Origin of the sequence: Brevibacillus sp. NPDC003359 (assembly GCF_042878995.1) — a bacterium.
GTDB lineage: Bacteria > Bacillota > Bacilli > Brevibacillales > Brevibacillaceae > Brevibacillus.
This window is the reverse complement of sequence record NZ_JBIAOR010000011.1, coordinates 29,148-49,463: the sequence shown is the minus strand read 5'-3', so window position 1 is coordinate 49,463 and position 20,316 is coordinate 29,148. Positions and strand designations below refer to the sequence as shown.

The window sequence follows — 20,316 nt, the reverse complement described above, 5'->3', positions numbered from 1 at the left end:
GATTCAACACTAATACGAATTTGCTGGGAAATCCTTTCTCGTTATTTTTGAAAAATTTTATGTTCCTGTCAAAAGAGGGACTTCAAAGCTCACGTCGCGATGCTCTTTCAACATATTGTCAAAGGTGATCGTCATTTGCTTGGGCAAAGATTTCATCTCCTCGATTTTCAAGTTCCCGCTTACTTTTATCCGTCCATTTTGATAAGCGAATCCCTCGACATGGTATACCGCACTGTACTTTCTGCCCTTTTCGTCCGTCACGTACCACGTATCAAACGGGAAAATCCCCACAATCCCTTCCGCAAGCGTCCCCTCAAACGCGATGTTGTAGCGATCCTCTCTGCTTCCCTTTGTTACCTGGTTAAACGTGAAGCGAGTTCCATTCTTTTCGGCTGTAACTGGTTTTGCTCCCACACTGGCAGGGTCCAGCTTCGTGCTGAAACCTGATGCTTCCTCTGTATAAACAGCTTGCAGCTGAAAGGTTAAGCCTTTCACTTCTTTCAGGTCGTGAAAGTAATGAAATTGTCTTTGCCCCATCTCCACAGGAATAGACTCGCGCCATTTCATCGTATTGATCACGTTTTTCTGAATGCTCTCATCATGGATGGCGGCAGCAGAATCCCATGCGCTAAGGACGGCTCCCTTTTCATCGACAAGCTGATAGCGGAAGGCCTTGTTATTCGAATCAATCACCACTTCTGTTCCACTCGGGGCGAAGGTAATCTCTCGCAAATCGAACTGAAATCCTTGGGGAGAGGTATAGGACTTGTTGATAGTCACGTTTTTTGTCGCTGCCTTTGCTTTTTTCAAGTTCACGGGGATTGATAGCTTCCAGTTGCCGTTTGTGCTGCCCATTTTTTTCATGTGAAATTCTACGAATAGCTCGTCCGGCAGGTTGTTCCCCTTCTCGAAATAGCTTCTAAGCTCATGCTCAAACAGAATGTAATCGCCTTTTTGGCTCGTTTTCCACGACCCTTGATTGTCGGAGGAGCTCTGTAACACCTGGCCTGCCTTGTCCTTGATGGTGATTGCTTGATATTCATCGGTCGGTACATGGAAATTGTCCCAATACACATCCGTTGGCTTGCCGTCTTTGTCTTTTACCCCGGCGATGATGCTGATACGCAGCGGGTCTGCCACAACCTCTTTTCCTTCAAAGGTATAGCCTTGATCCGTTACTTTCAGATCAAGCGATTGGGCAAATCCATTTTGAACGGCTTGTAAAATCCCGGGATCTCCAGCCTTTTGCGAGACAAACAAGCTGGTATTCGCTGAGGGGGCTGCATTCACCAATGCTGCCGGACTGCTTGTGAAAAACACCGGGGCCACGAGGATTCCCGCTGATACAACGACTGTCAATGCTGCCACAGATAATGTCATCTTTTTCATAACTGTTCCACTCCTTGTTTTCCTGGATTCACCCTTTATTCACGAGAAATGATCGTACGGTTCACAGTAGCACACAAAAAAAGAGCCCGTCAGCCTGAACGGATCAGGACTGCCGAGCTCACTTGCTATCAAATCTATTCTTTTTCGCATGGGAGGGTTTTAAGTACGTGCAGAGAGTGCCCGGGCGAGCAACTCTACAAGCCTCTGCGCATATTCGCCAGTCGCATCCCTTACTCCTGAGAATTCAGTTACTTCCATACTTGTCACGCGCGAATCTCGTAAGACAGTCGCAAGCAATCCCTCCGCTTCTGACAAGGACAATCCAATCTCACTTGGCGAATAGGCAGCTGCCATCGCGTCTTTGTGCATGACATCCACGTCGAAATGAACGAGGATTTTGGCGTCAGGCGGGATCGATTGGAGCATGTGAGAAACTCGTTCCACTATGCTTCCTTCTGTGAGCTGGGCCAAGGTCATGACGTCAATGCCGTAAGTCTCTCCAGGCATCTGCTGGCAGCCGACCAGGCGAATTCGCTCTGCATCCCAGCCGCTTGGCTCGATCCATTGTCCGCGATCCTGAAGCAAAAACCACAATCCCATCCCTGCCGCTCCAATACAGCGGGAAGCCGATGGCGCTACCGCATCCAAATGACCATCAATCACCAGCAGATACGCTTTTTCCTGATACAGAGCCTGATGAGCCTGTGCCGTAGCAACGACCAAGCTGCAATCTCCACCGAGCATTAAGACTAACTCATCCGTATCGAGCCACTCTTGCGCGTCCTTTTGCAGCAAATCCCAAAACATACGCGGAGCCGGCCAATTACGAACTGGGGGAATATTATGGCGAGGCAACTCATCGGGAAGATGCAGATTTCCTACGTCCTGCACATCCAAGCCATGCTGCTGCAACTGCTCGATCAATCCTGCTGTACGAAGCGCGTCCGGAGCCAATTCTGTACCAGAGACATACGCCCCTGTGAAATGCGGAATTCCAGCCAATCTTACTTTGATAAACAGTCCCTCCCAAGGAAATTCATCGTATAAACATCCTTAAAAGTATATCACACCCTGGTTTGCAATAAGTGGATGAGATCACTGACGGACGGTCGCAGCCAACGATCTGGCAAGGAAGCTTTTTCCCCGCGCAGCAATTGGCAGGCAAGCGCATTGGGATGAGCATCTGCACTTAAAAAATACACTTGTTGTACAGGCTGTGGGAGTGCGTCCATGACCTCCACGCATCTGCTGATGTAGGTCTGCAGCGCATCCCGATAAGCTGGAGTGGTTAGCGCTGCGCCACACCACACATCAATTCCGGTCAAAGCCTTGGCATGGGCTGCATCCAAGCTTTTGGCGAGCGAGCAGACTACGAACAACAACTTATCTGGCGCCAGCTTGAACCGCTTCTGATACTGCTTGGCAAAACGGGCAAGAGTCGCATTCCAGGACGGCGTATCGTAGCTGCCGAGATCAGGGATGCATTTGAGCGCTCCTACCAGTTGATCCTCTTTTTTCATAAACAAGAGACCGTCGATCACTTGAAACGAAAGTCCGGATAGCTGCCCGGACATAAACTCACCCACCCGCTCATGCATGACGCGAGAGATTCGCTGCGAGGATTTGCGCTTCAGCTTTTGCCGTATGCGCACCTCTTCTTCCTCCAGGTAGACACGTATCAGCCTGGAAAACAAATCTGCCTCCGTAGTTGGCTCTAGTATCAGGCACTCCAAACGGCTATAGGCGTCTGCCACGCTATGGTCCCATTGCCCTTCTTTTTCTGTGCCCATCATTATCCTCCCTCACATGATATCGGGTGCGTGATCGGCCACAACCAGCACATCCATGTGTCGGACTTCCCGCAATAATCGCTGGATGACCGAACCTTCGAGAATTTCCTTCCAGCGGGTCCGCGCCGACTGCCCGATGACGACCTGTGTCGTCCCTTTTTCGTTCATATGCCAGACCAGCTTGGTGAAGACCTTGCGTCGGGAAGCGGCTTCGTATCGTTCGAAACGACCTCCGAGCCGCTCTGTTAATGCCTTCAGCTTCGCCAGCTGCGTCTCTTCCTCTTCTGTCAGCGACGGGTGATCCTGCACATACGCCACATGCCAGGACGCCTTCAAGCGATACGCAATTCGAAATCCTCGACGAATCAATCGTTCACTGTCTGCGCGCAAATTCACACAGACAAAAATGACTTCCTGCTGCCGCCAAGGCCCGCGCAGCGTTCGGCGCTCCCACGCCTCCAAACGTTCGTCGACGTCGTCTGCCACTTCACGCAAGGCCAGCTCTCGTAAGGCGATCAAATTCCCAGTTTTGAAAAAGTTGGTCAGCGACTGCTCCACCTTTTCCATCGCGTAAATATTGCCCTCCCGCATCCGCTGACGCAGTGCTTTGGGTGAAATATCAATCAGCTCTACCTCATCTGCCTGATGCAGAATATGGTCCGGCACCGTCTCTCGCACACGGATTCCCGTGATTTGCTCGACGCTGTCGTTTAAGCTCTCGAGGTGCTGAATGTTCATCGTAGATATGACGGATATACCCGCAGCCAAAATCTTCTCGACATCATGGTATCGCTTCTCATAGGCACTTCCTGGCACATTCGTATGTGCCAGCTCATCCACCAGTACGACCTCCGGATTTCGCCGGATGATTTCGTCCGTGTCCATTTCTTCCAGCGTCACATTTTTGTACGGAATGCGCTTGCGCGGGATAAGTGGAAGTCCCCCTACCTGCTCAATGGTTTCTTTTCGTCCATGCGTTTCCAAAAGCCCAATCACCACGTCGATGCCATTTTCGGCGAGCTCATTTCCTTCTCTCAGCATCGTGTACGTCTTGCCGACACCGGGAGCAGCTCCAACATATACTTTTAGCGTCCCGCGCTTGATTTTACCGATTTCCTGCTGCATCTCCTCATCAGAGAGACGTCGGTACGGATTGGCCGTTTTCGCTTGTTCCCGCTTGGTCGGCATGACGCGCTCACCGTCCCGCTCGGAACGATCCGCCACGATCAAGATATCGATATTTTTCGTTTGCCGAAGAATCTTATGGACGATAGAGCCATACCATATCTCTTCCCAGCGCGTACGCTTGGACTGCCCCATGACGATTCGGGTCACATTATTCTCCATCGCGTAGGCGACGAGCTCGTTTGCTACGTCCTTGTCTCGTACAAGCGTCTGTTCTTCGAAGGTACCTCCGACTTTGTCCACGAGCTTTCCGATTGATCTCTTAAAAGTCGCTTCTTCCTTCGTCAGCTTCTTGGATAAAGGGAGAAAACAGACGACCAAGAGCTCTCCGCCGAGCCGCTTGGCAACCTGTTGTCCGCGCCGAACCAATATCGAGCCGTTCCAATGATACTGGGCAGAAACCAGCACCTTCTCTGTAGCTCCTGAAGCCCCCACCATGCCGTGTTTCTCCCGATAATCTTCCAAATCCTCGTTTACGCCCGTAGCTACGAACCGAAGAGCGAGTTCCCGCAGCATATGGAGATTGTCTCTGCGAAACAACGGATGCTTGGTCCGAGTCGAGTTGCGATCATCTTCTTGCAACCTTTTCAGAATGGCTTCTGGCGTGACGTCGAGCAGTTTCACCTCGTCTGCCATGGCAAGCGTATCCTCGGGGACACACTGGTCGATCCGCACCTCAGCCTTCGTCAGTCGCTCCGCCATCTCTTTCATCCCGGCCAATTCGTATATGTTGACCGTCGCAATCACACTAATATTGTGATTCAGCAAATACTGAACATCGTCCAGGCAGGTTGGTCGCGGGGCATCTGGACGATTGCGGTGAGCCAAGCCGTCTACGAGCACGACTTCCGGATCACGCTCGATAATAGCTGCAACGTCTAGATCATGTCTCGCTTCCCCGAGGGAATACCAGACAATCGGCTTGATTTGCTCCAAGCCCTCCCGCTTTTGCGCCAGCTTGGGATGAGTAGACTCACCTAATCCAGCTACGACCACATCAATCCCTTTTTTCTTAAGCGTCTGCCCTTCCATCAAGAGATGATAGGTTTTGCCTGAACCACTGACTGCCCCCAGAATGATTTTCAGCCTGCCCCGGTGCATTCTGGAGATGGACTGCAAGATTTCCTCCGGGGACTTTCGCCGAAACTGCTCTACCATCTCGCAGCCCTCCTTCAATCTTTACTTCTTCAATTCGTCCAAAGCCAAATTCAGCTTCACTACATTAACACGCGGCTCTCCGAATACCCCCAAGCTTCTTCCCTCTGTATTCGCTTCGATCAGAGCCTGTAATTGTACCGGTTCGAGATTGCGCGCCTTGGCTACACGCTCCACTTGTATCTGGGCGGCTTTTGGCGAGATATGCGGGTCCAAACCGGAAGCTGAGTTGGTCAGCAAATCAGCAGGGATGTCTTCCTGTTTCACACCAGGATTCGCCGCCAGAAATGCTGCGATATCCTTTTGCGTACGTTCGATTAACGCAGGGTTAGATGGCGCGTAGTTGTTTGATCCAGATCCCGCCGCATTGTTATCAATAGAAGAAATGCGTCCCCAGAAGTACTTCGGATCAGTGAAGGTCTGCCCAATCATTTCGGAGCCAACCACCTTGCCGCTTGCATCCGTGATGAGACTACCGCTCGCCTGTGCAGGCATGATAACCTGTGAAATACCTGTCATCGTCAGCGGGTAGGCGATACCGCAAATCACCAGCAAAACGAGGCTGAGACGCAAATTTTTCAATATCATATCCGTTCACCTTAGCTTTCTTTTTTCAATATGAATTACACCAGATTCAATCCGGTCAAAATCAAGTCAATCAGCTTGATTCCCACGAACGGAACGATAATTCCACCCAAACCATAGATCACCAGGTTACGGCTGAGCAGCTTTGTCGCGCTCATCGGCGTGTATTTCACACCTTTCATCGCCAGCGGAATCAGGATCGGGATAATGATCGCATTGAAGATCAACGCGGACAAAATCGCACTTTGCGGTGTAGCCAGGCCCATGATGTTGAGCGCACTCATTTGCGGGATCGCCAGCATGAACATCGCTGGAATGATCGCGAAGTATTTCGCTACGTCATTGGCAATACTGAAGGTCGTCAATGCACCACGTGTCATCAAAAGCTGTTTGCCAATCGCTACGACCTCGATGATTTTGGTCGGGTCAGAATCCAGATCGACCATGTTCGCTGCTTCCTTCGCCGCTACCGTACCCGTATTCATCGCCAAACCAACATCAGCCTGTGCGAGGGCTGGCGCGTCATTCGTACCGTCACCTGTCATCGCGACCAGCTTGCCTGCCGCTTGTTCTTTACGGATCAACGCAATCTTGTCTTCCGGCTTGGCTTCCGCTACGAAATCGTCCACACCTGCTTCGCGGGCAATCGTTGCAGCTGTCAGCGGGTTATCTCCCGTGCACATCACTGTGCGGATACCCATGCGGCGCAGCTCTTCAAAACGTTCCCGCATGCCCGGCTTCACAGTATCTTTCAAATAGATCAGACCAAGGATCGTATTTCCTTCTGCTACAGCCAACGGTGTGCCGCCAGCCGTTGCAATCCGATTTGCTTTTTCATCCAAATCAGCAGGGATTTTCCCCCCTTGCTCGACCACGTATTTCTTGATGGCGTCGACGGCCCCTTTTCGGATGAGTACGCCGCTTACCAGATTCGTCCCGCTCATTCTTGTTTCAGCGCGGAACTCCACGCCTTCGGAACCCGGTAATTCAAGTTCAGCAGGTGCCAGACCTTGTTTTTTCGCCAGCTCTACAACAGAGCGTCCTTCCGGTGTTTCGTCATGAACGGAGCTTTGTGCAGCTACTCGGTTCAATTCTGTGCTTTTGCTGTTACCTACGGTGACAAACTCGGCAGCCATCCGGTTTCCGTGAGTGATCGTTCCCGTTTTATCCAAAATAATTGTGTTGATGTCTCCGGATGCCTCGACTGCCTTCCCGGACATGGCAATGACGTTAAACTGTGTGACCCGGTCCATACCTGCAATCCCGATCGCTGACAAGAGTCCGCCAATCGTGGTCGGAATCAAGCAGACGAGGAGAGCAATCAATGTCGCAACCGGAATCGCTGCATTCACATAGTTGGCGATCGGCTGCAAGGTCGTGCAGACGATCAGGAATATCAATGTCAAGCTGACCAAGAGCGTATTCAATGCAATTTCATTCGGGGTCTTCTGTCTTTTCGCACCCTCTACCAACGAAATCATGCGATCCAAAAACGATTCACCAGGATCAGTCGTCACGCGGACACGGATGCGGTCACTGACGACACGCGTACCTCCTGTGACAGAGCTGAAATCGCCGCCTGCTTCTTTAATCACCGGAGCAGATTCCCCGGTAATGGCTGACTCGTCGACAGACGCGACACCCTCAACGATTTCCCCGTCAGATGGAATCAGCTCGCCTGCTTCCACTATGACTAGATCGCCTTTTCGCAGTTCTGTAGAGCTGACGACTTGAATGCGACCATCTTTCCCCACTTTTTTTGCTTGCGTGTCCTGCTTCGTTTTTTTCAAGCTCTCTGCCTGCGCTTTGCCGCGCCCTTCTGCCAAGGCTTCTGCGAAGTTTGCAAACAAAATCGTCACAAACAGGATAAAGCTGACGACGCCGTTGTACAGCGGGTCCGAAGCTCCCCCGAACAAATTTGGTGCAAACGTCAGGAGAAGCGTAATGAAGAACCCGATCTCTACCACGAACATGACTGGATTTTTCATCATCACACGCGGGTCCAATTTTTTGAAAGACTCGACAAAGGCCCGCTGGTACAAATCTTTAGGAAGCGCAACCGTGCGCGTTCTACTCATGGAAAATTACTCCTTTGCCTCTAGTATTCATTTTCAATTTGAAGTTGAACTACCTCTTATTAACGGATTGTGAGCCACTCGGCGATTGGGCCTAGTGCAAGCACAGGCAGGAATGTCAGTGCACCTACGATTACCACAGTCGCAATCAGAATCACCGTGAATACACTATTGTCTGTGCGAAGTGTACCCATTGTTTCCGGTACCGGGGTTTTTGCGAGCAAGGAGCCTGCTACCGCCAGCATCGTAATGATCGAGACGTAACGACCAAACAGCATGACGAGTCCGGTAGAAATGTTCCAGAATGGTGTGTTGTCACCTAATCCTTCAAAACCGGAGCCGTTATTGGCTGCCGAAGAAGTGTACTCGTACAGCACTTGTGAAATGCCGTGGAAGCCTGGGTTCGACACTGCGGATGAACCCATTTCTGTCGCCAGTGCAATTGCAGTCGGCGCCAAAATAATCAGGGGATGGACGAGAATCGCGATGGCGATCAGCTTCATCTCTTTTCCTTCGATTTTGCGACCGAGGAATTCAGGTGTACGCCCTACCATCAAGCCCGCCAAGAATACTGCCAAAATCGCATACATCAAAATGTTGATCGTTCCGACACCATCACCGCCGAATACGCAGTTCAACATCATTTCGCCGAGCGGAACCAAACCGCCAAGTGGTGTCAATGTATCGTGCATGTTGTTCACGGTTCCTGTCGTTGCCGCTGTTGTCACGGCAGTGAACAAGGCGCTTTGTGCGATACCAAATCGGACTTCTTTTCCTTCCATGCTGCCCATCTCTTGTGACAGGCCAGCCCGTTCCAGCGCAGGGTTGCCACTTACTTCATTGGCGTATGCCGTAATCAGGAACGCCAGGAACATCACGAACATGGCTCCAAAAATAACCCAGCCTTGCTTGCGGCTTTTCGCCATGAAGCCGAATGCGAATGGCAGTGCCGCCGGGATCAAGAACATCGATAAAATTTCCATCACGTTCGAAAGAGGTGTCGGGTTTTCAAATGGATGCGCAGAGTTTACACCAAAGAATCCGCCTCCGTTTGTTCCCAAGTGCTTAATCGATACGAGTGAAGCGACCGGACCGCGAGCGATTTGTTGCTCCGCTCCGCTAAGAGTTGTCGCTGTTGCAGTCGGCTCCATCGTCTGCGGCACGCCTTGGGACACCAAGAGCAATGTCACAACAATCGCCAGTGGAATCAGCACCCGTGTATGAGCACGTACCAGGTCAACGTAGTAGTTACCAATGCTGCGCTGTCCAGTCAGCCCGCGCATGAAGGCCATCACGACCGCGATCCCTGTCGCTGGCGTCGTAAACATCAGGTAAATAATGACCAGCATCTGCGATAGATACGACAATCCGCTCTCCCCGCTGTAATGCTGAAGATTCGTATTCGTCAAAAAGCTGACAGCTGTGTTAAACGAGAGCAACGGCTCCATCGCCGCAATTCCACTTGGGTTACCAGGCAGCATCCCTTGCAAACGAAGCAAGAGATAGGCAATGGCTACCATCGAAATGTTGCTGACCAGAACAGCCATTGCATACTGCTTCCAGGTCATATCTGATACGCGAATGCCAGACAGCTTGTATATCGCTCTTTCTACCCCGCCAAAAACGCTGTCCAGTCTAGTCGTCTCCAGCGAAAAGGAGCGCGCCAAATATTTTCCCATCGGTATGGCGAGCACGAAAAGCACCACCAAAACCAACGCTATTTGTATAAAGTCCACGACAGTTCCTCCTACTCCCTCTAAAAAATGGTTCCAATTGAATGAATCGTTCGATCAGCCTCTAGTATTTTTCCGGGTAAATCAGGGCGTGGCACAAGTACATCGCAAGCCCTGCCACAATCAACAACAACCAGATCATTTCTCTTTCCCTCCCTGTTCTCTTACCACGGCGTCACAAAACTTGATGAGTGCAAAAAATACACCGAATGAAAGCGCCAAGAGCAGTATGGAAACCACGTCCATGCAATGTCCCTCCTTTTTTTGCAGTACTAACTATCCCGTAAAGTCTGGCCGACTCGTCTCTCTCGCTTCCCCTGTACAGGCCTTCTTTTTTAAAAAACCTGCCATTTGGGAAAAAAATAGACCAATGCTTACGATTTCCCCGAAAGATCGCCATATTTGACCGAACGGAGGATGAACAGACGAACGAAGTCGCCCGCATCCCGTGGCAAATAAAACGATCCTTTGTATCGGAGAAAAAGTACTCATTGGTCTACCTAACGCCCAGCCGACTTGAAGTTGCCTTCTTTGCGTTTTGTCTCCCGTTTCCTTTTTCCGAAAACAGCTATTTACTTGTAAGTAAAACGGTCATTAACCGTTTTTGAGCAAAACGAAAAGACCTGCATTACATTTCGAGTCAACCCTTGTCGTCCTAAAAGGATAACAAAAAGGCCTCCTCAAATAGGCGGTCTTTAGACCTCCCTCGCTTTAGCCGACGAAGTTAGCTGACGGGTAGGATGGCGAAAGAGTTTCTCATCCCTCCCACGATTCATGCGTGGGATTAACCCCTACTGATTGGGTCCTCCGTTCCCGAGTGCCTCGGGATTTGGCCATATTTGCAATTGTTGGTTACGAGTCTCATTATACGTCCGGCATAATCGGATGTTAATGTCCTATTTCTGTCTTTTTCACACGATTTTTGCGTTCTTTATCCGTGTAAGCGATTTAAACCTATCAGGCCTCATCCGATCATGATATTTCATCGTTTATCTTCCATTTTCGTATTATTTTCCCCATACGGCAAGAGCAAACGCACCCGATTGTTGCATCCACTCTTCCAAATTCTCCGCAGGTAGTGGCTTACTGCAATAGTAGCCCTGCATTTCATCACACTGCTGCTCACGTAAAAAGGCCAGCTGAACTTCGTTCTCCACCCCCTCCGCCAGCACGTTCATCTGCAAGCTGTGCGCCATGGCAATGATCGACTTGGCGATGACGGCATCTTCGTTTTCTGTAATATCATTCACAAACGACCGATCGATCTTCAATCGGTTAATGGGAAAATCGCGTAAGTAGCTAAGCGAGGAGTAGCCTGTCCCAAAATCGTCGATGGACAGCCATATCCCGAGATTTTTCAGCTCATGCAGGATTCCAATGACCCGCGTGGCGTTTTGCATGACGGCACTTTCCGTAATCTCCAGCTCCAGGAATTGCGGCTGCATCTGCGTTTCTTGCAACACCTGCTTGATCACGCCGACCAAATTCTCCTGCTGAAATTGGCGGGCCGAGAGATTCACCGCTATGCGCAGGGGAGGAAAGCCTGCTTCTGCCCATGCTTTGTTTTGCTGGCAAGCTGTCCGAAGCACCCATTCCCCAATAGGAACGATTAATCCCGTCTCTTCAGCCAAGGGGATGAATTCGGCGGGAGAGACCATGCCCCATTCAGGATGCTGCCATCTGAGCAGAGCCTCCACCCCGACCACCTGATTTGTTTTACAATCGAGCTGCGGCTGATAATGCAGGCAAAACTCATTGCGCTCCAACGCTTTGCGCAACTCCTGCTCGACCGCCAGCCTCTCCACCGCATGAAGGCTCATCGTGGACGAGTACAGGTTGTACCGATTCCTGCCCTTTTCTTTGGCACTGTACATGGCGGCGTCCGCATGCTTCATGAGGGTTTGCGTATCCTCCCCGTCTCTTGGGAAAATACTGATCCCGATACTGGTCGTGACAATGCATTCCCGATCCTCCACCTGAAGCGGCGACTGCAAGGACGCAATGATCCGATCCGCCAAAGAAATTACCTCTGTCTCATCAGAAATCGCAGGAAAAATCATCGTAAACTCATCCCCGCCCATGCGAGCCAGTATGCCTGCCGATCCGACCTTTTCCTTTAATCGATAAGAGAGCGACTGGAGCAAGCAGTCCTCGAAATAATGCCCCAAGGAATCGTTGATGTATTTAAAACGATCCAAATCAAAAAATAGGATCGCCATCATCTGCCCTTGCTGCTTCGCCTGGGATAGCGCAATCGTCAGCTCCGCCTCGAAAAGTCGACGGTTCGGCAAATCTGTCAACGCATCGTGGTAAGCCATGTGATTGATCGTCTGTTCTGCCTGCCTGCGATCCGTCACGTCGCGGATAATCCCACGCAGCCCCGTGACACCGCCCGACTTTTCGCTGATTTTCACAATGGAGCCTTCCACTAAACGCCTCTGACCGTTTCGCTGGACAAACGCCCAGTCCATTTGCTGGACAGGCGTCCCGGTATGCGATACCCACCGAAACGCATGCTTTAGCTTTAGGGCATCTTGTTTGCCCATATACTCCTGATAGCTTGCTCCCAACAGCTCATGTGCAGGTGCTCCAAGTATTTCAGAAAGTGCTGGATTCACAGCGAGAAACCGACCTCGTTCGTCCAATTCGTAATAACCGTCTTTGATGCTCTCCAATATCGAGCGAATCTTCCTTTCCTCGTTCTCCCAATACGTTTGCACCAGCTGATGCGTATCACGGGCGTACCTCAGGGCCATGCGATAACAGATTGCCATGATGATCACGACAGGCAATAACCCAGCCAGCCATACACTCCCACGCGTTTCCTCCGTCAAGAAGAGCAGCGACAAGACAATTACAAGCACGAACGAGGCAACCGCAGCAGCCAGCTGTAACGCCATTTGTTTTTGTCTCTCGATCCGTTGCTGCTCTAGCCATAGTCCCATTCCCATCACCTAAGTCTTGAATCTGCGAATCAAACTTTTTTGTTGGTGGGCTAGCTTGCTGAGTGAATCAATGCACTCACGAAACGCCTCCACCGCACTGTTTTGCTGATAGGCCGCTTGTGCCACTTGATCAGCCCGCTCAGATGCAGTCTTCGCGATTTGTGCCAGCTGACCCATTTGGGCTGTCACCGTCACTGTTTTGCCCGAGGTATGATCCAGTCCAGTCGCGACTTGGTTAATGTGCAAGGATACTTGCTGAACCGCCAGACTGATTTTTGCAAAAGCATCTCCTGCTTCCTTTACGACCGTCACGCCGGAAGCGACTTCTGTATTTCCGCTTTCGATGGACCCTACTGCCCGGGCAACATCCTGTCGCATCTGCTCGAGCATGTCGGCAATCTGCTCCGCGGCCTGCTTGGATTGATCTGCGAGCTTTCTCACTTCCCCGGCTACCACGGCGAAGCCTTTGCCTGACGCTCCTGCACGTGCAGCTTCAATCGCGGCATTGATTGCCAAAAGATTCGTCTGATTCGCCATCGCCTTAATGATAGCCACACACTCTTCAATTTCCCTCGATCGAGTGCCCAGCTGCGTCACGGCTTTCTCTGTCGTGGTAAAAGCAGCCGCAATGTCTGCCATCTGCTGCACCGTTTTCGCAATGACCTCCGTTCCCGTCTCGGCCGCCGCAGAGGCGCTATTGGCTGATCCGAAGACATGCTGCGAGTACTCCTCCATTTGCTTCACAGCTTCTTCTACACGTTCCATCGAATCGACGGTTTGATCGGAGCCTTTCATTTGCTCCCCAGCGCCATCTACCAGCTCTTGCATCGCTCCGACAACCGATCGGCTGTTTTCCGTTGCCTGCAAGGCATTCGTCGCCAGCTCCTCAGAGGCATGTGCTACATGATCAGCTCCCGTACTGATTTGCCCGATCAAATTGCGCAAATTACGTGCCATCTGGTTAATCGCTTGCGCTACCTGCCCCACCTCATCCCGCGTAGCGATCTGGATCTCTGCTCCCGCCAAATCTCCTGCTGCCATTGTTTCTGTCGCATCGGCAATGACACGAATGGATCGGCTAATTCGACCAGAGATGACCCAGCCCAATCCGATGATCAACATAAACATCACAACACTTGTCACATGAATGTAGGACAGCTCTTGGAGCACGGTCTCTTCTACTTGCCTAACCGCTCCATCTCCCTGGACCAAGGTGGCAGTATAGCGGGCATTGATTTCCACCAGCTTTGTGTAATAGAACTGCCCCAGCACTCCGATTAGCAGAGCCGCAGCGACAAAGCCGCACATGATTTTGGAACGCAACGATACGTTCACGTGAGTACACCTCCGTATGTCATTCATAGCTGTTTGGTTACCAGAACAGTTGCAGTCCCATATCAATCAGCTTGATTCCGATAAAAGGAAAAAGGATTCCTCCTACGCCGTAAATCAACAAGTTCCGGACGAGAAGCTGGTTCGCATTCATCGGAACATAGCGCACTCCCCGCAAAGCCAGCGGGATTAACAATGGGATAATGATCGCATTGAATAAGAGTGCGGATAGAACAGCACTGGACGGGGACTGCAGGTTCATGATGTTCAAAAGCTGCATCTCGGGTACTTGCTCGACCAGCATCGCAGGTATGATCGCAAAATACTTGGAAAAGTCGTTCGCGATACTAAAGGTCGTCAATGCGCCGCGAGTCATGAGCAGTTGCTTCCCGATGGAAATGACCTGCAAAATCTTCGTAGGGTCTGAATCGAGATCGACCATGTTGGCCGCTTCCTTCGCTGCGGTTGTCCCGCTGTTCATTGCAATACCTACATCGGCTTGAGCCAGCGCTGGCGCATCATTCGTGCCATCACCGGTCATCGCAACCATTTTCCCTTGTGCCTGCTCTTCCCGGACAATCCTGATTTTGTCCTCCGGCTTGCTCTCGGCGATGAAGTCATCTACGCCTGCCTCTTTGGCGATGGTGGCCGCTGTCAGTGGATTGTCACCTGTGCACATCACCGTCCTGATGCCCATTTTCCGCAATTCTTCAAAACGCTCACGAATCCCCGGCTTCACCGTATCCTTCAAGTAAATCAGGCCAAGAACCTGACTGTCTTTGCATACAGCGAGCGGAGTGCCGCCTTGCATTGAGATTCGCGCGCTTTTTTCTTCAAGATCTGGCGGAACCAAGCCACCGCGCTCCCTGATATAGGCACTGATGGCGCTAACTGCTCCTTTTCGATAGTGGACGCCTTTATAATTCAAGCCGCTCATGCGCTCCTCGGCAGTAAACGGGATAATCTCTCCTTCGTACGCTTTGACATCGCAGACAACATGGTTTGCTTGGGCGAGCATCATGACTGAGCTTCCCTCTGGCGTATCATCGAACAGCGAAGTAAGCACAGCGACTTCCATCAGTTCTTTCTGGTCGACTCCCGCTACGGGAACGAATTCTGCCGCCAGTCGGTTTCCGTACGTGATCGTGCCTGTCTTGTCCAAAATGATCGTGTTGACATCCCCAGCCGCTTCTACTGCCTTACCCGACATGGCAATGACACCAAAGCGCGTGACACGATCCATCCCCGCGATGCCAATGGCCGATAACAAGCCGCCAATCGTGGTCGGAATGAGACACACGAGCAAAACGACCAAAACGGAGATATCCAGCTCGATCCCCACATATGCTGCAATCGGAACCAGCGTGACGACGACAATCAAAAAAATAAGCGTGAAGACGATAAGAACTGTATTCAAGGCAATTTCATTCGGTGCTTTTTGACGTTTGGCCCCTTCAATGAGCATAATCATCCGATCCAAAAAAGAGTCCCCGGGGTTCGTCGTAATTTTCACGACGATAGAGTCACTAATGACACGTGTCCCACCCGTTACAGATGTCTGGTCACTGCCCGCCCTTTTGATGACCGGAGCCGATTCGCCCGTGATTGCAGATTCATCGATCGAGGCCAAGCCATCGATAATGTCACCATCCCCTGGGATGATATCTCCTGTTTCGACCAAGACCCTATCACCTTTGCGCAGTTCGCCAGATGAAATCACCTGCACACTGCCATCGGCTTTGAGTCGCTTGGCCTCCGTATCCCGCTTGGCTCGTCGCAATGTATCTGCTTGTGCTTTCCCGCGGCCTTCCGCCAATGCCTCAGCGAAATTCGCGAACAACACCGTGAATAATAAAACGGAAAAGACAACTGTATTCCACCCTACTTGATCCTCCGTACCAAAATACTTCGGAAACAACAGCATCAGCAAAATCAGAATCGTCCCGAGCTCTACGACAAACAGCACAGGATTCGACTTCATGACCAGCGGATTCAGCTTGCGAAAACTATCAAGCAGGGCCTTTCCTATCAATTGTTTCATAGCTCCTCCACATGCAATAACGCATAGATCAAATAGAGAAAAATACCAACAGCAAAAATGGAGACGATCACCACAGGAATGTTTTCCCCCTCTTTTTTCGTAGGTTGACAGCCCCAAGACGGCTGAGTAATATTAGGCACAATGATAAATTATGGGAGGTATGGCGTTTGGCCATCTCTAACAAAAAAAAGCTGGAAGCCGAAATCAGCGAAGCATTCATAAAATTTCAGCGCGAACTGATAGGTCGAGGTCCGCAGGAAGCCAAGACCTACATCGTTGGTGATATGGTCATCGCAAGGTTCAAAGGCGTTCTTACCGTCGAAGAAAAGCATCTGTCCAGTCACGATAAAGGTCGCCGCATCGTCAAAGAAATGCGCGAGATTCTCCGTGAAATGTACAGCGAAGAGTCGGAAGAAATCGTAGAAAAGCTGACAAGCTGCAAGGTTCTATCGAGTCATAGCGACATCAGCACGAAAATGGGTGAACGGATCGAGGTTTATGTATTGGACAAGGACCTCGAAAAGATATTGGGCTAATTTTACGAAATGCGGCTCCGCCTTATTTGCAGGCGGAGCCTTTTCTATTCCCCTCTTACCCACTCATCTGTTCAGCCAACCAGCCGTAGCCTTTATACCCGGGCTGACTCACGATGACGTGATTCGCCCCAAGCGCCTTGTATAACAGTGCGTTCCGATGCTCCTGGGTCATCACAAAAATGCGGCAGGTTCCCAGCTGTTTGAACAGGGTAAGGAAGTCGCGACCCTCCACCCACTCATCGGGAAAGATGTAGACGGAATGATAAAGCAGCAATGATTCCTGATCGCGGTAGTACTCATCAAATGAAATGGGCAAAAAACGCTGAATCGTCTTGTCTCCAGGCCCTGCTGTCAATGAAAAGGCACCAGGATTTCTTCCCCAAAAAGCAGGTAAACTGTCGCAGCATAGTGTCTGGACAAAAGAAGTGAATGCTTCCCCCTTGCCAATTACGAGATAATGCTTCATAGCAACGCCTCCCTTTCCCTTATTGGAGATCCTCGATGGACGAGATGTTCATGTACGAAGGAACCACGAGTCCAATTTTGGTTCCTTCGAGATTCGGACCCAAATCCTCGATTTTCCCACCGAATTTTTTCAAATAACTCGCATCTGTAGACGGCAGCCAAGACGCAACCATTCCATCTACATCCCCAATGGCCACTCCTGCCCACATCGGTCCAGTCTGCACCTGGCTCAATTCGACTTCATACCCCAGCTTCTGCTCCAGCACATGCTCTACAACGTGCGTACTGGCAATCTCAGAATCCCATGCTACATAGGCCAGAGTCAGCTTCGCTTTTTGGACAGGCTGGATGCCATCCACCCATTTCGCTACTTTGGCTTCGTTGTTTTTTACCCATTCCGCAGCGGCCACTTCTGGTTCTTTTCCATCAATCATTTGGACCATGACCGACTCCATATCGGCTGGCTCCCACCAGAACTTATCCAGAAATTGATAGGCAGCAGGCTGATCCTCTTTCAGCCCTTTGCGCACGATGGTATGGATTTGTTCCGCTCCACCAAAGCCGTTCATCGGGTCCGCCAAATATTTCAAATCCATCTTTTTAAACATCCAATGCGGCGTCCAGCCCGTAATGATAATCGGTTCCTTCGCTTCGTACGCCTTGATCAAAGTCGCTGTCATTGCTGCATCGGAGCCTTCGACGAGCTGCCATTTATCCAATCCGTACAGGTTCATGACTTCCTCTGTCTTCACCATCGAGCCTGATCCTGCGTCGATTCCGATGATTTTATAGTCGAGTTTTTCTCCTATTGCGTTATCCGACGTCTCAGAAGAAATAGGACCGATCACCGTAGCTGTCGGTATTTGTGTGCTTGTGCTTTGACTGGAGCAGCCTGCCAGCCAAGTGGTAGCTCCCATCATCACTGCCAATAAAGCTGGAACCATTTTGTTCATCATGTGTTTCTCTCCTTTTTTCCTGCATGTTGAGTAAGCCGATCCAGGACGATAGCGATGATCACGATGGATAGCCCCGCCTCGAATCCTCTTCCTATGTCCACTTGTGATACGGCACGATACACGTCTGCTCCCAAGCCTTTCGCCCCGATCATGGCCGCTATGACCACCATCGACAGAGCGAGCATGATGCACTGATTGACTCCCGCCAAGATCGTCGATTTCGCATACGGCAGTTGTACTTTCACGAGCTTTTGCCAGCCAGTTGAGCCAAAGGCGTCCGCCGCTTCCTCCATTTCTGCTGGTACCTGACGTATGCCTAAGTTCGTGAGACGCACGATTGGCGGCAGAGCAAAAATAACGGAGGCAATGACTCCCGGCACCTCGCCCAAGCCAAAGAAAAAGATCGCGGGAATCAAGTAAACGAACGCTGGCATCGTCTGCATCAAATCCAGTACTGGCGTAACCAGATTGCGAAACGTATCGTGTCTCGCGCAAAGAATGCCCACCGGAATCCCGACGGCGATCGAAATCATGGTGGAAGTAAGGACGAGTCCCAATGTCTCCATCGTTTCATCCCAGTATCCCAAGTTGTGGATGAGGGAAAGCCCGATAACCGTAAAGACCATGGACGCTCTCCCTGAAAAAACCCACGCGGCGGCTCCTAGCAACAAGATGAGAATCAGCGAAGGTATCTCTGCCAAAACCGTGGAACAGTAAGTCACCATCGTAGAAATGACGATAGACACCGGATCAAACAATACCCCTTTGTACTGGCCCAGCACCTCCACGAACCCTTCCACCCATTGGCCAATCGGCAGCTTAGGCACGGTGTCCATCACTCATCACCTCTGCTCTCTGGTGCTCTTGGACATTGACTTTGCCTACCAGTCCGCCTAGCACGGCTCCTTTTACAATGACACCCAACAAACGCTGTTGTTCGCCCACTACCGCAATCGGGACGTGCAGGTCTGCCATCATCGGGAACAAACTGTGCAGGCGTGCGTCAGGTGAAACGGTAGGGAGATCGGTTTTCATGATCGTCAAAAGCGAATCCCCTGTACCGATTGCGAGTGATACGTCATACGCCGTAATCAGGCCGAGAAGTGTGCGCTTTTTGTCCACGACGTACAAGCTGGACACGCCGTTATCCATCATGAGTTGCAGCGCCACTCGCGCCCCTTTGTCAGGCGTGATTGCTTCTGCCCGTTTCATCACATTTTCAGCAACGAGCACCCTGGACAGGTCGGCATCCTCGACGAACTTCCGCACGAACTCATCCGCTGGGTCTGCCATGATTTCTTCCGGGCGGCCGATCTGGATGATCTGCCCGTCTTTCATAAAGGCAATCCGATCGCCCAGTCGCAACGCCTCGTGCAAGTCATGTGTAATGAACAAGATCGTCTTTTTCATCGTCATCTGAAGCTCCAGCAGCTCATCCTGCATATCTTTTCGAATGAGCGGGTCCAGTGCACTGAACGCTTCGTCCATCAAGAGAATGTCTGGATTATTAGCCAACGCCCGCGCCAATCCGACCCGCTGGCGCATACCTCCGCTCAATTGATCCGGGTACGCATTTTCCCACTCGGTTAATCCAACGAGAGCGAGCGCTTCCCGTGCTTTTTCTTGCCGGAGCCCTGGCGGTACTTGTTGAATCTCCAAGCCAAACTCGACGTTTTCCCGTACCGTCCGCTGTGGAAACAAGGCGAAATTTTGGAAAACCATCCCGAGCTTCTTCCTCCGCACCTCACGCAAAGCCGTTGCCTTCATATCCACGATCTCTTCCCCATCGATCTCGATGCTTCCGCTCGTTGGGTCAATCAGTCGATTGCAAAGTCGGATTAAGGTTGATTTGCCACTGCCGGACAGACCCATGATGACGAAGATTTCACCTTCCTCGACTTCAAAGCTAACCTGATTTACACCGATAGACTGGCCGGTTTGCTTGTAAATTTGTTCTTTCGCGCGTCCTTCCGCCAGCAGCTTCAAGGCTAACTCGGGCTGCTTGCCGAATACTTTTGTCAGTTGATGGACTTTCATTTTGGGCATGGTATCCCTCATCTTTCGTTTTTTCGTGAATGAAAAAAGCCCGCGAAGTTTCCACACTCCAGCAAAACCAAGCATGCACGCTT

At 51.0% G+C, this 20,316-nt stretch carries 16 protein-coding genes and 1 riboswitch; of the genes, 1 reads left to right on the top strand and 15 read right to left on the bottom strand.

The genetic code is table 11. From position 1 onward, the window contains the following. Positions 1 to 57: 57 nt before the first annotated feature. The 11 genes from ACFYU8_RS22235 to kdpB (ACFYU8_RS22185) all read right to left on the bottom strand — a co-directional run bounded on the left by ACFYU8_RS22235 (position 58) and on the right by kdpB (ACFYU8_RS22185) (position 16,230). Positions 58 to 1,389 (bottom strand): DUF4179 domain-containing protein, encoded by a 1,332-nt coding sequence (locus ACFYU8_RS22235; RefSeq protein ID WP_390303885.1) that lies wholly within the window; start codon positions 1,387 to 1,389, stop codon positions 58 to 60. A 159-nt stretch (positions 1,390 to 1,548) separates the two neighbouring features. Next, positions 1,549 to 2,391, bottom strand: coding sequence for an arginase family protein (locus ACFYU8_RS22230; protein ID WP_390303883.1), 843 nt, complete (start codon positions 2,389 to 2,391; stop codon positions 1,549 to 1,551). Positions 2,392 to 2,453: 62 nt separating this feature from the next. After that, positions 2,454 to 3,179 carry a hypothetical protein gene (locus tag ACFYU8_RS22225; RefSeq protein ID WP_390304150.1) on the bottom strand — a complete coding sequence of 242 codons (726 nt, stop codon included), beginning with the start codon at positions 3,177 to 3,179 and terminating at the stop codon, positions 2,454 to 2,456. A gap of 12 nt (positions 3,180 to 3,191) precedes the next feature. After that, positions 3,192 to 5,522, bottom strand: coding sequence for a universal stress protein (locus ACFYU8_RS22220; protein WP_390303881.1), 2,331 nt, complete (start codon positions 5,520 to 5,522; stop codon positions 3,192 to 3,194). A gap of 21 nt (positions 5,523 to 5,543) precedes the next feature. Continuing rightward, positions 5,544 to 6,107 (bottom strand): potassium-transporting ATPase subunit KdpC, encoded by a 564-nt coding sequence (gene kdpC / locus ACFYU8_RS22215; RefSeq protein WP_390303879.1) that lies wholly within the window; start codon positions 6,105 to 6,107, stop codon positions 5,544 to 5,546. A gap of 35 nt (positions 6,108 to 6,142) precedes the next feature. After that, positions 6,143 to 8,182 (bottom strand): potassium-transporting ATPase subunit KdpB, encoded by a 2,040-nt coding sequence (gene kdpB, locus ACFYU8_RS22210; RefSeq protein ID WP_390303875.1) that lies wholly within the window; start codon positions 8,180 to 8,182, stop codon positions 6,143 to 6,145. Positions 8,183 to 8,241: 59 nt separating this feature from the next. Further along, positions 8,242 to 9,915: a potassium-transporting ATPase subunit KdpA gene (kdpA, locus tag ACFYU8_RS22205; RefSeq protein ID WP_390303872.1), complete on the bottom strand. Its 1,674-nt coding sequence runs from the start codon at positions 9,913 to 9,915 to the stop codon at positions 8,242 to 8,244. Positions 9,916 to 9,976: 61 nt separating this feature from the next. After that, positions 9,977 to 10,054, bottom strand: coding sequence for a K(+)-transporting ATPase subunit F (gene kdpF / locus ACFYU8_RS22200; RefSeq protein WP_111914364.1), 78 nt, complete (start codon positions 10,052 to 10,054; stop codon positions 9,977 to 9,979). Between the two features lie 556 nt (positions 10,055 to 10,610). Continuing rightward, positions 10,611 to 10,757: riboswitch (cyclic di-AMP (ydaO/yuaA leader) on the bottom strand. Between the two features lie 162 nt (positions 10,758 to 10,919). Further along, complete coding sequence (locus tag ACFYU8_RS22195; protein ID WP_390303869.1) at positions 10,920 to 12,857, bottom strand: putative bifunctional diguanylate cyclase/phosphodiesterase; 1,938 nt, start codon at positions 12,855 to 12,857, stop codon at positions 10,920 to 10,922. Between the two features lie 9 nt (positions 12,858 to 12,866). Next, positions 12,867 to 14,192: a methyl-accepting chemotaxis protein gene (locus ACFYU8_RS22190; protein ID WP_390303866.1), complete on the bottom strand. Its 1,326-nt coding sequence runs from the start codon at positions 14,190 to 14,192 to the stop codon at positions 12,867 to 12,869. A gap of 37 nt (positions 14,193 to 14,229) precedes the next feature. Next, on the bottom strand, positions 14,230 to 16,230 hold the full coding sequence (gene kdpB / locus ACFYU8_RS22185; protein ID WP_390303863.1) for a potassium-transporting ATPase subunit KdpB: 2,001 nt from the start codon (positions 16,228 to 16,230) through the stop codon (positions 14,230 to 14,232). Between the two features lie 167 nt (positions 16,231 to 16,397). On the opposite strand from kdpB (ACFYU8_RS22185), the gene ACFYU8_RS22180 reads away from it, so the two are divergent. After that, entirely contained in the window at positions 16,398 to 16,766 is a 369-nt protein-coding gene (locus tag ACFYU8_RS22180; RefSeq protein WP_390303860.1) for a Na-translocating system protein MpsC family protein, read from the top strand. A gap of 55 nt (positions 16,767 to 16,821) precedes the next feature. On the opposite strand, the gene ACFYU8_RS22175 is transcribed toward ACFYU8_RS22180, so the two are convergent. From ACFYU8_RS22175 to ACFYU8_RS22160, 4 genes are read right to left on the bottom strand one after another with little or no spacing between them, the layout of a single operon-like run. Next, positions 16,822 to 17,232: a hypothetical protein gene (locus tag ACFYU8_RS22175; RefSeq protein WP_390303857.1), complete on the bottom strand. Its 411-nt coding sequence runs from the start codon at positions 17,230 to 17,232 to the stop codon at positions 16,822 to 16,824. Between the two features lie 19 nt (positions 17,233 to 17,251). Beyond that, positions 17,252 to 18,187, bottom strand: a complete 936-nt coding sequence (locus ACFYU8_RS22170) for a glycine betaine ABC transporter substrate-binding protein (protein ID WP_390303854.1) — start codon at positions 18,185 to 18,187, stop codon at positions 17,252 to 17,254. Next, positions 18,184 to 19,023 carry an ABC transporter permease gene (locus ACFYU8_RS22165; RefSeq protein ID WP_390303851.1) on the bottom strand — a complete coding sequence of 280 codons (840 nt, stop codon included), beginning with the start codon at positions 19,021 to 19,023 and terminating at the stop codon, positions 18,184 to 18,186. Before ACFYU8_RS22165 ends, ACFYU8_RS22170 begins: the two co-directional genes overlap by 4 nt. Further along, on the bottom strand, positions 19,007 to 20,233 hold the full coding sequence (locus ACFYU8_RS22160) for a quaternary amine ABC transporter ATP-binding protein (RefSeq protein ID WP_390303848.1): 1,227 nt from the start codon (positions 20,231 to 20,233) through the stop codon (positions 19,007 to 19,009). Before ACFYU8_RS22160 ends, ACFYU8_RS22165 begins: the two co-directional genes overlap by 17 nt. Positions 20,234 to 20,316: the final 83 nt, after the last annotated feature.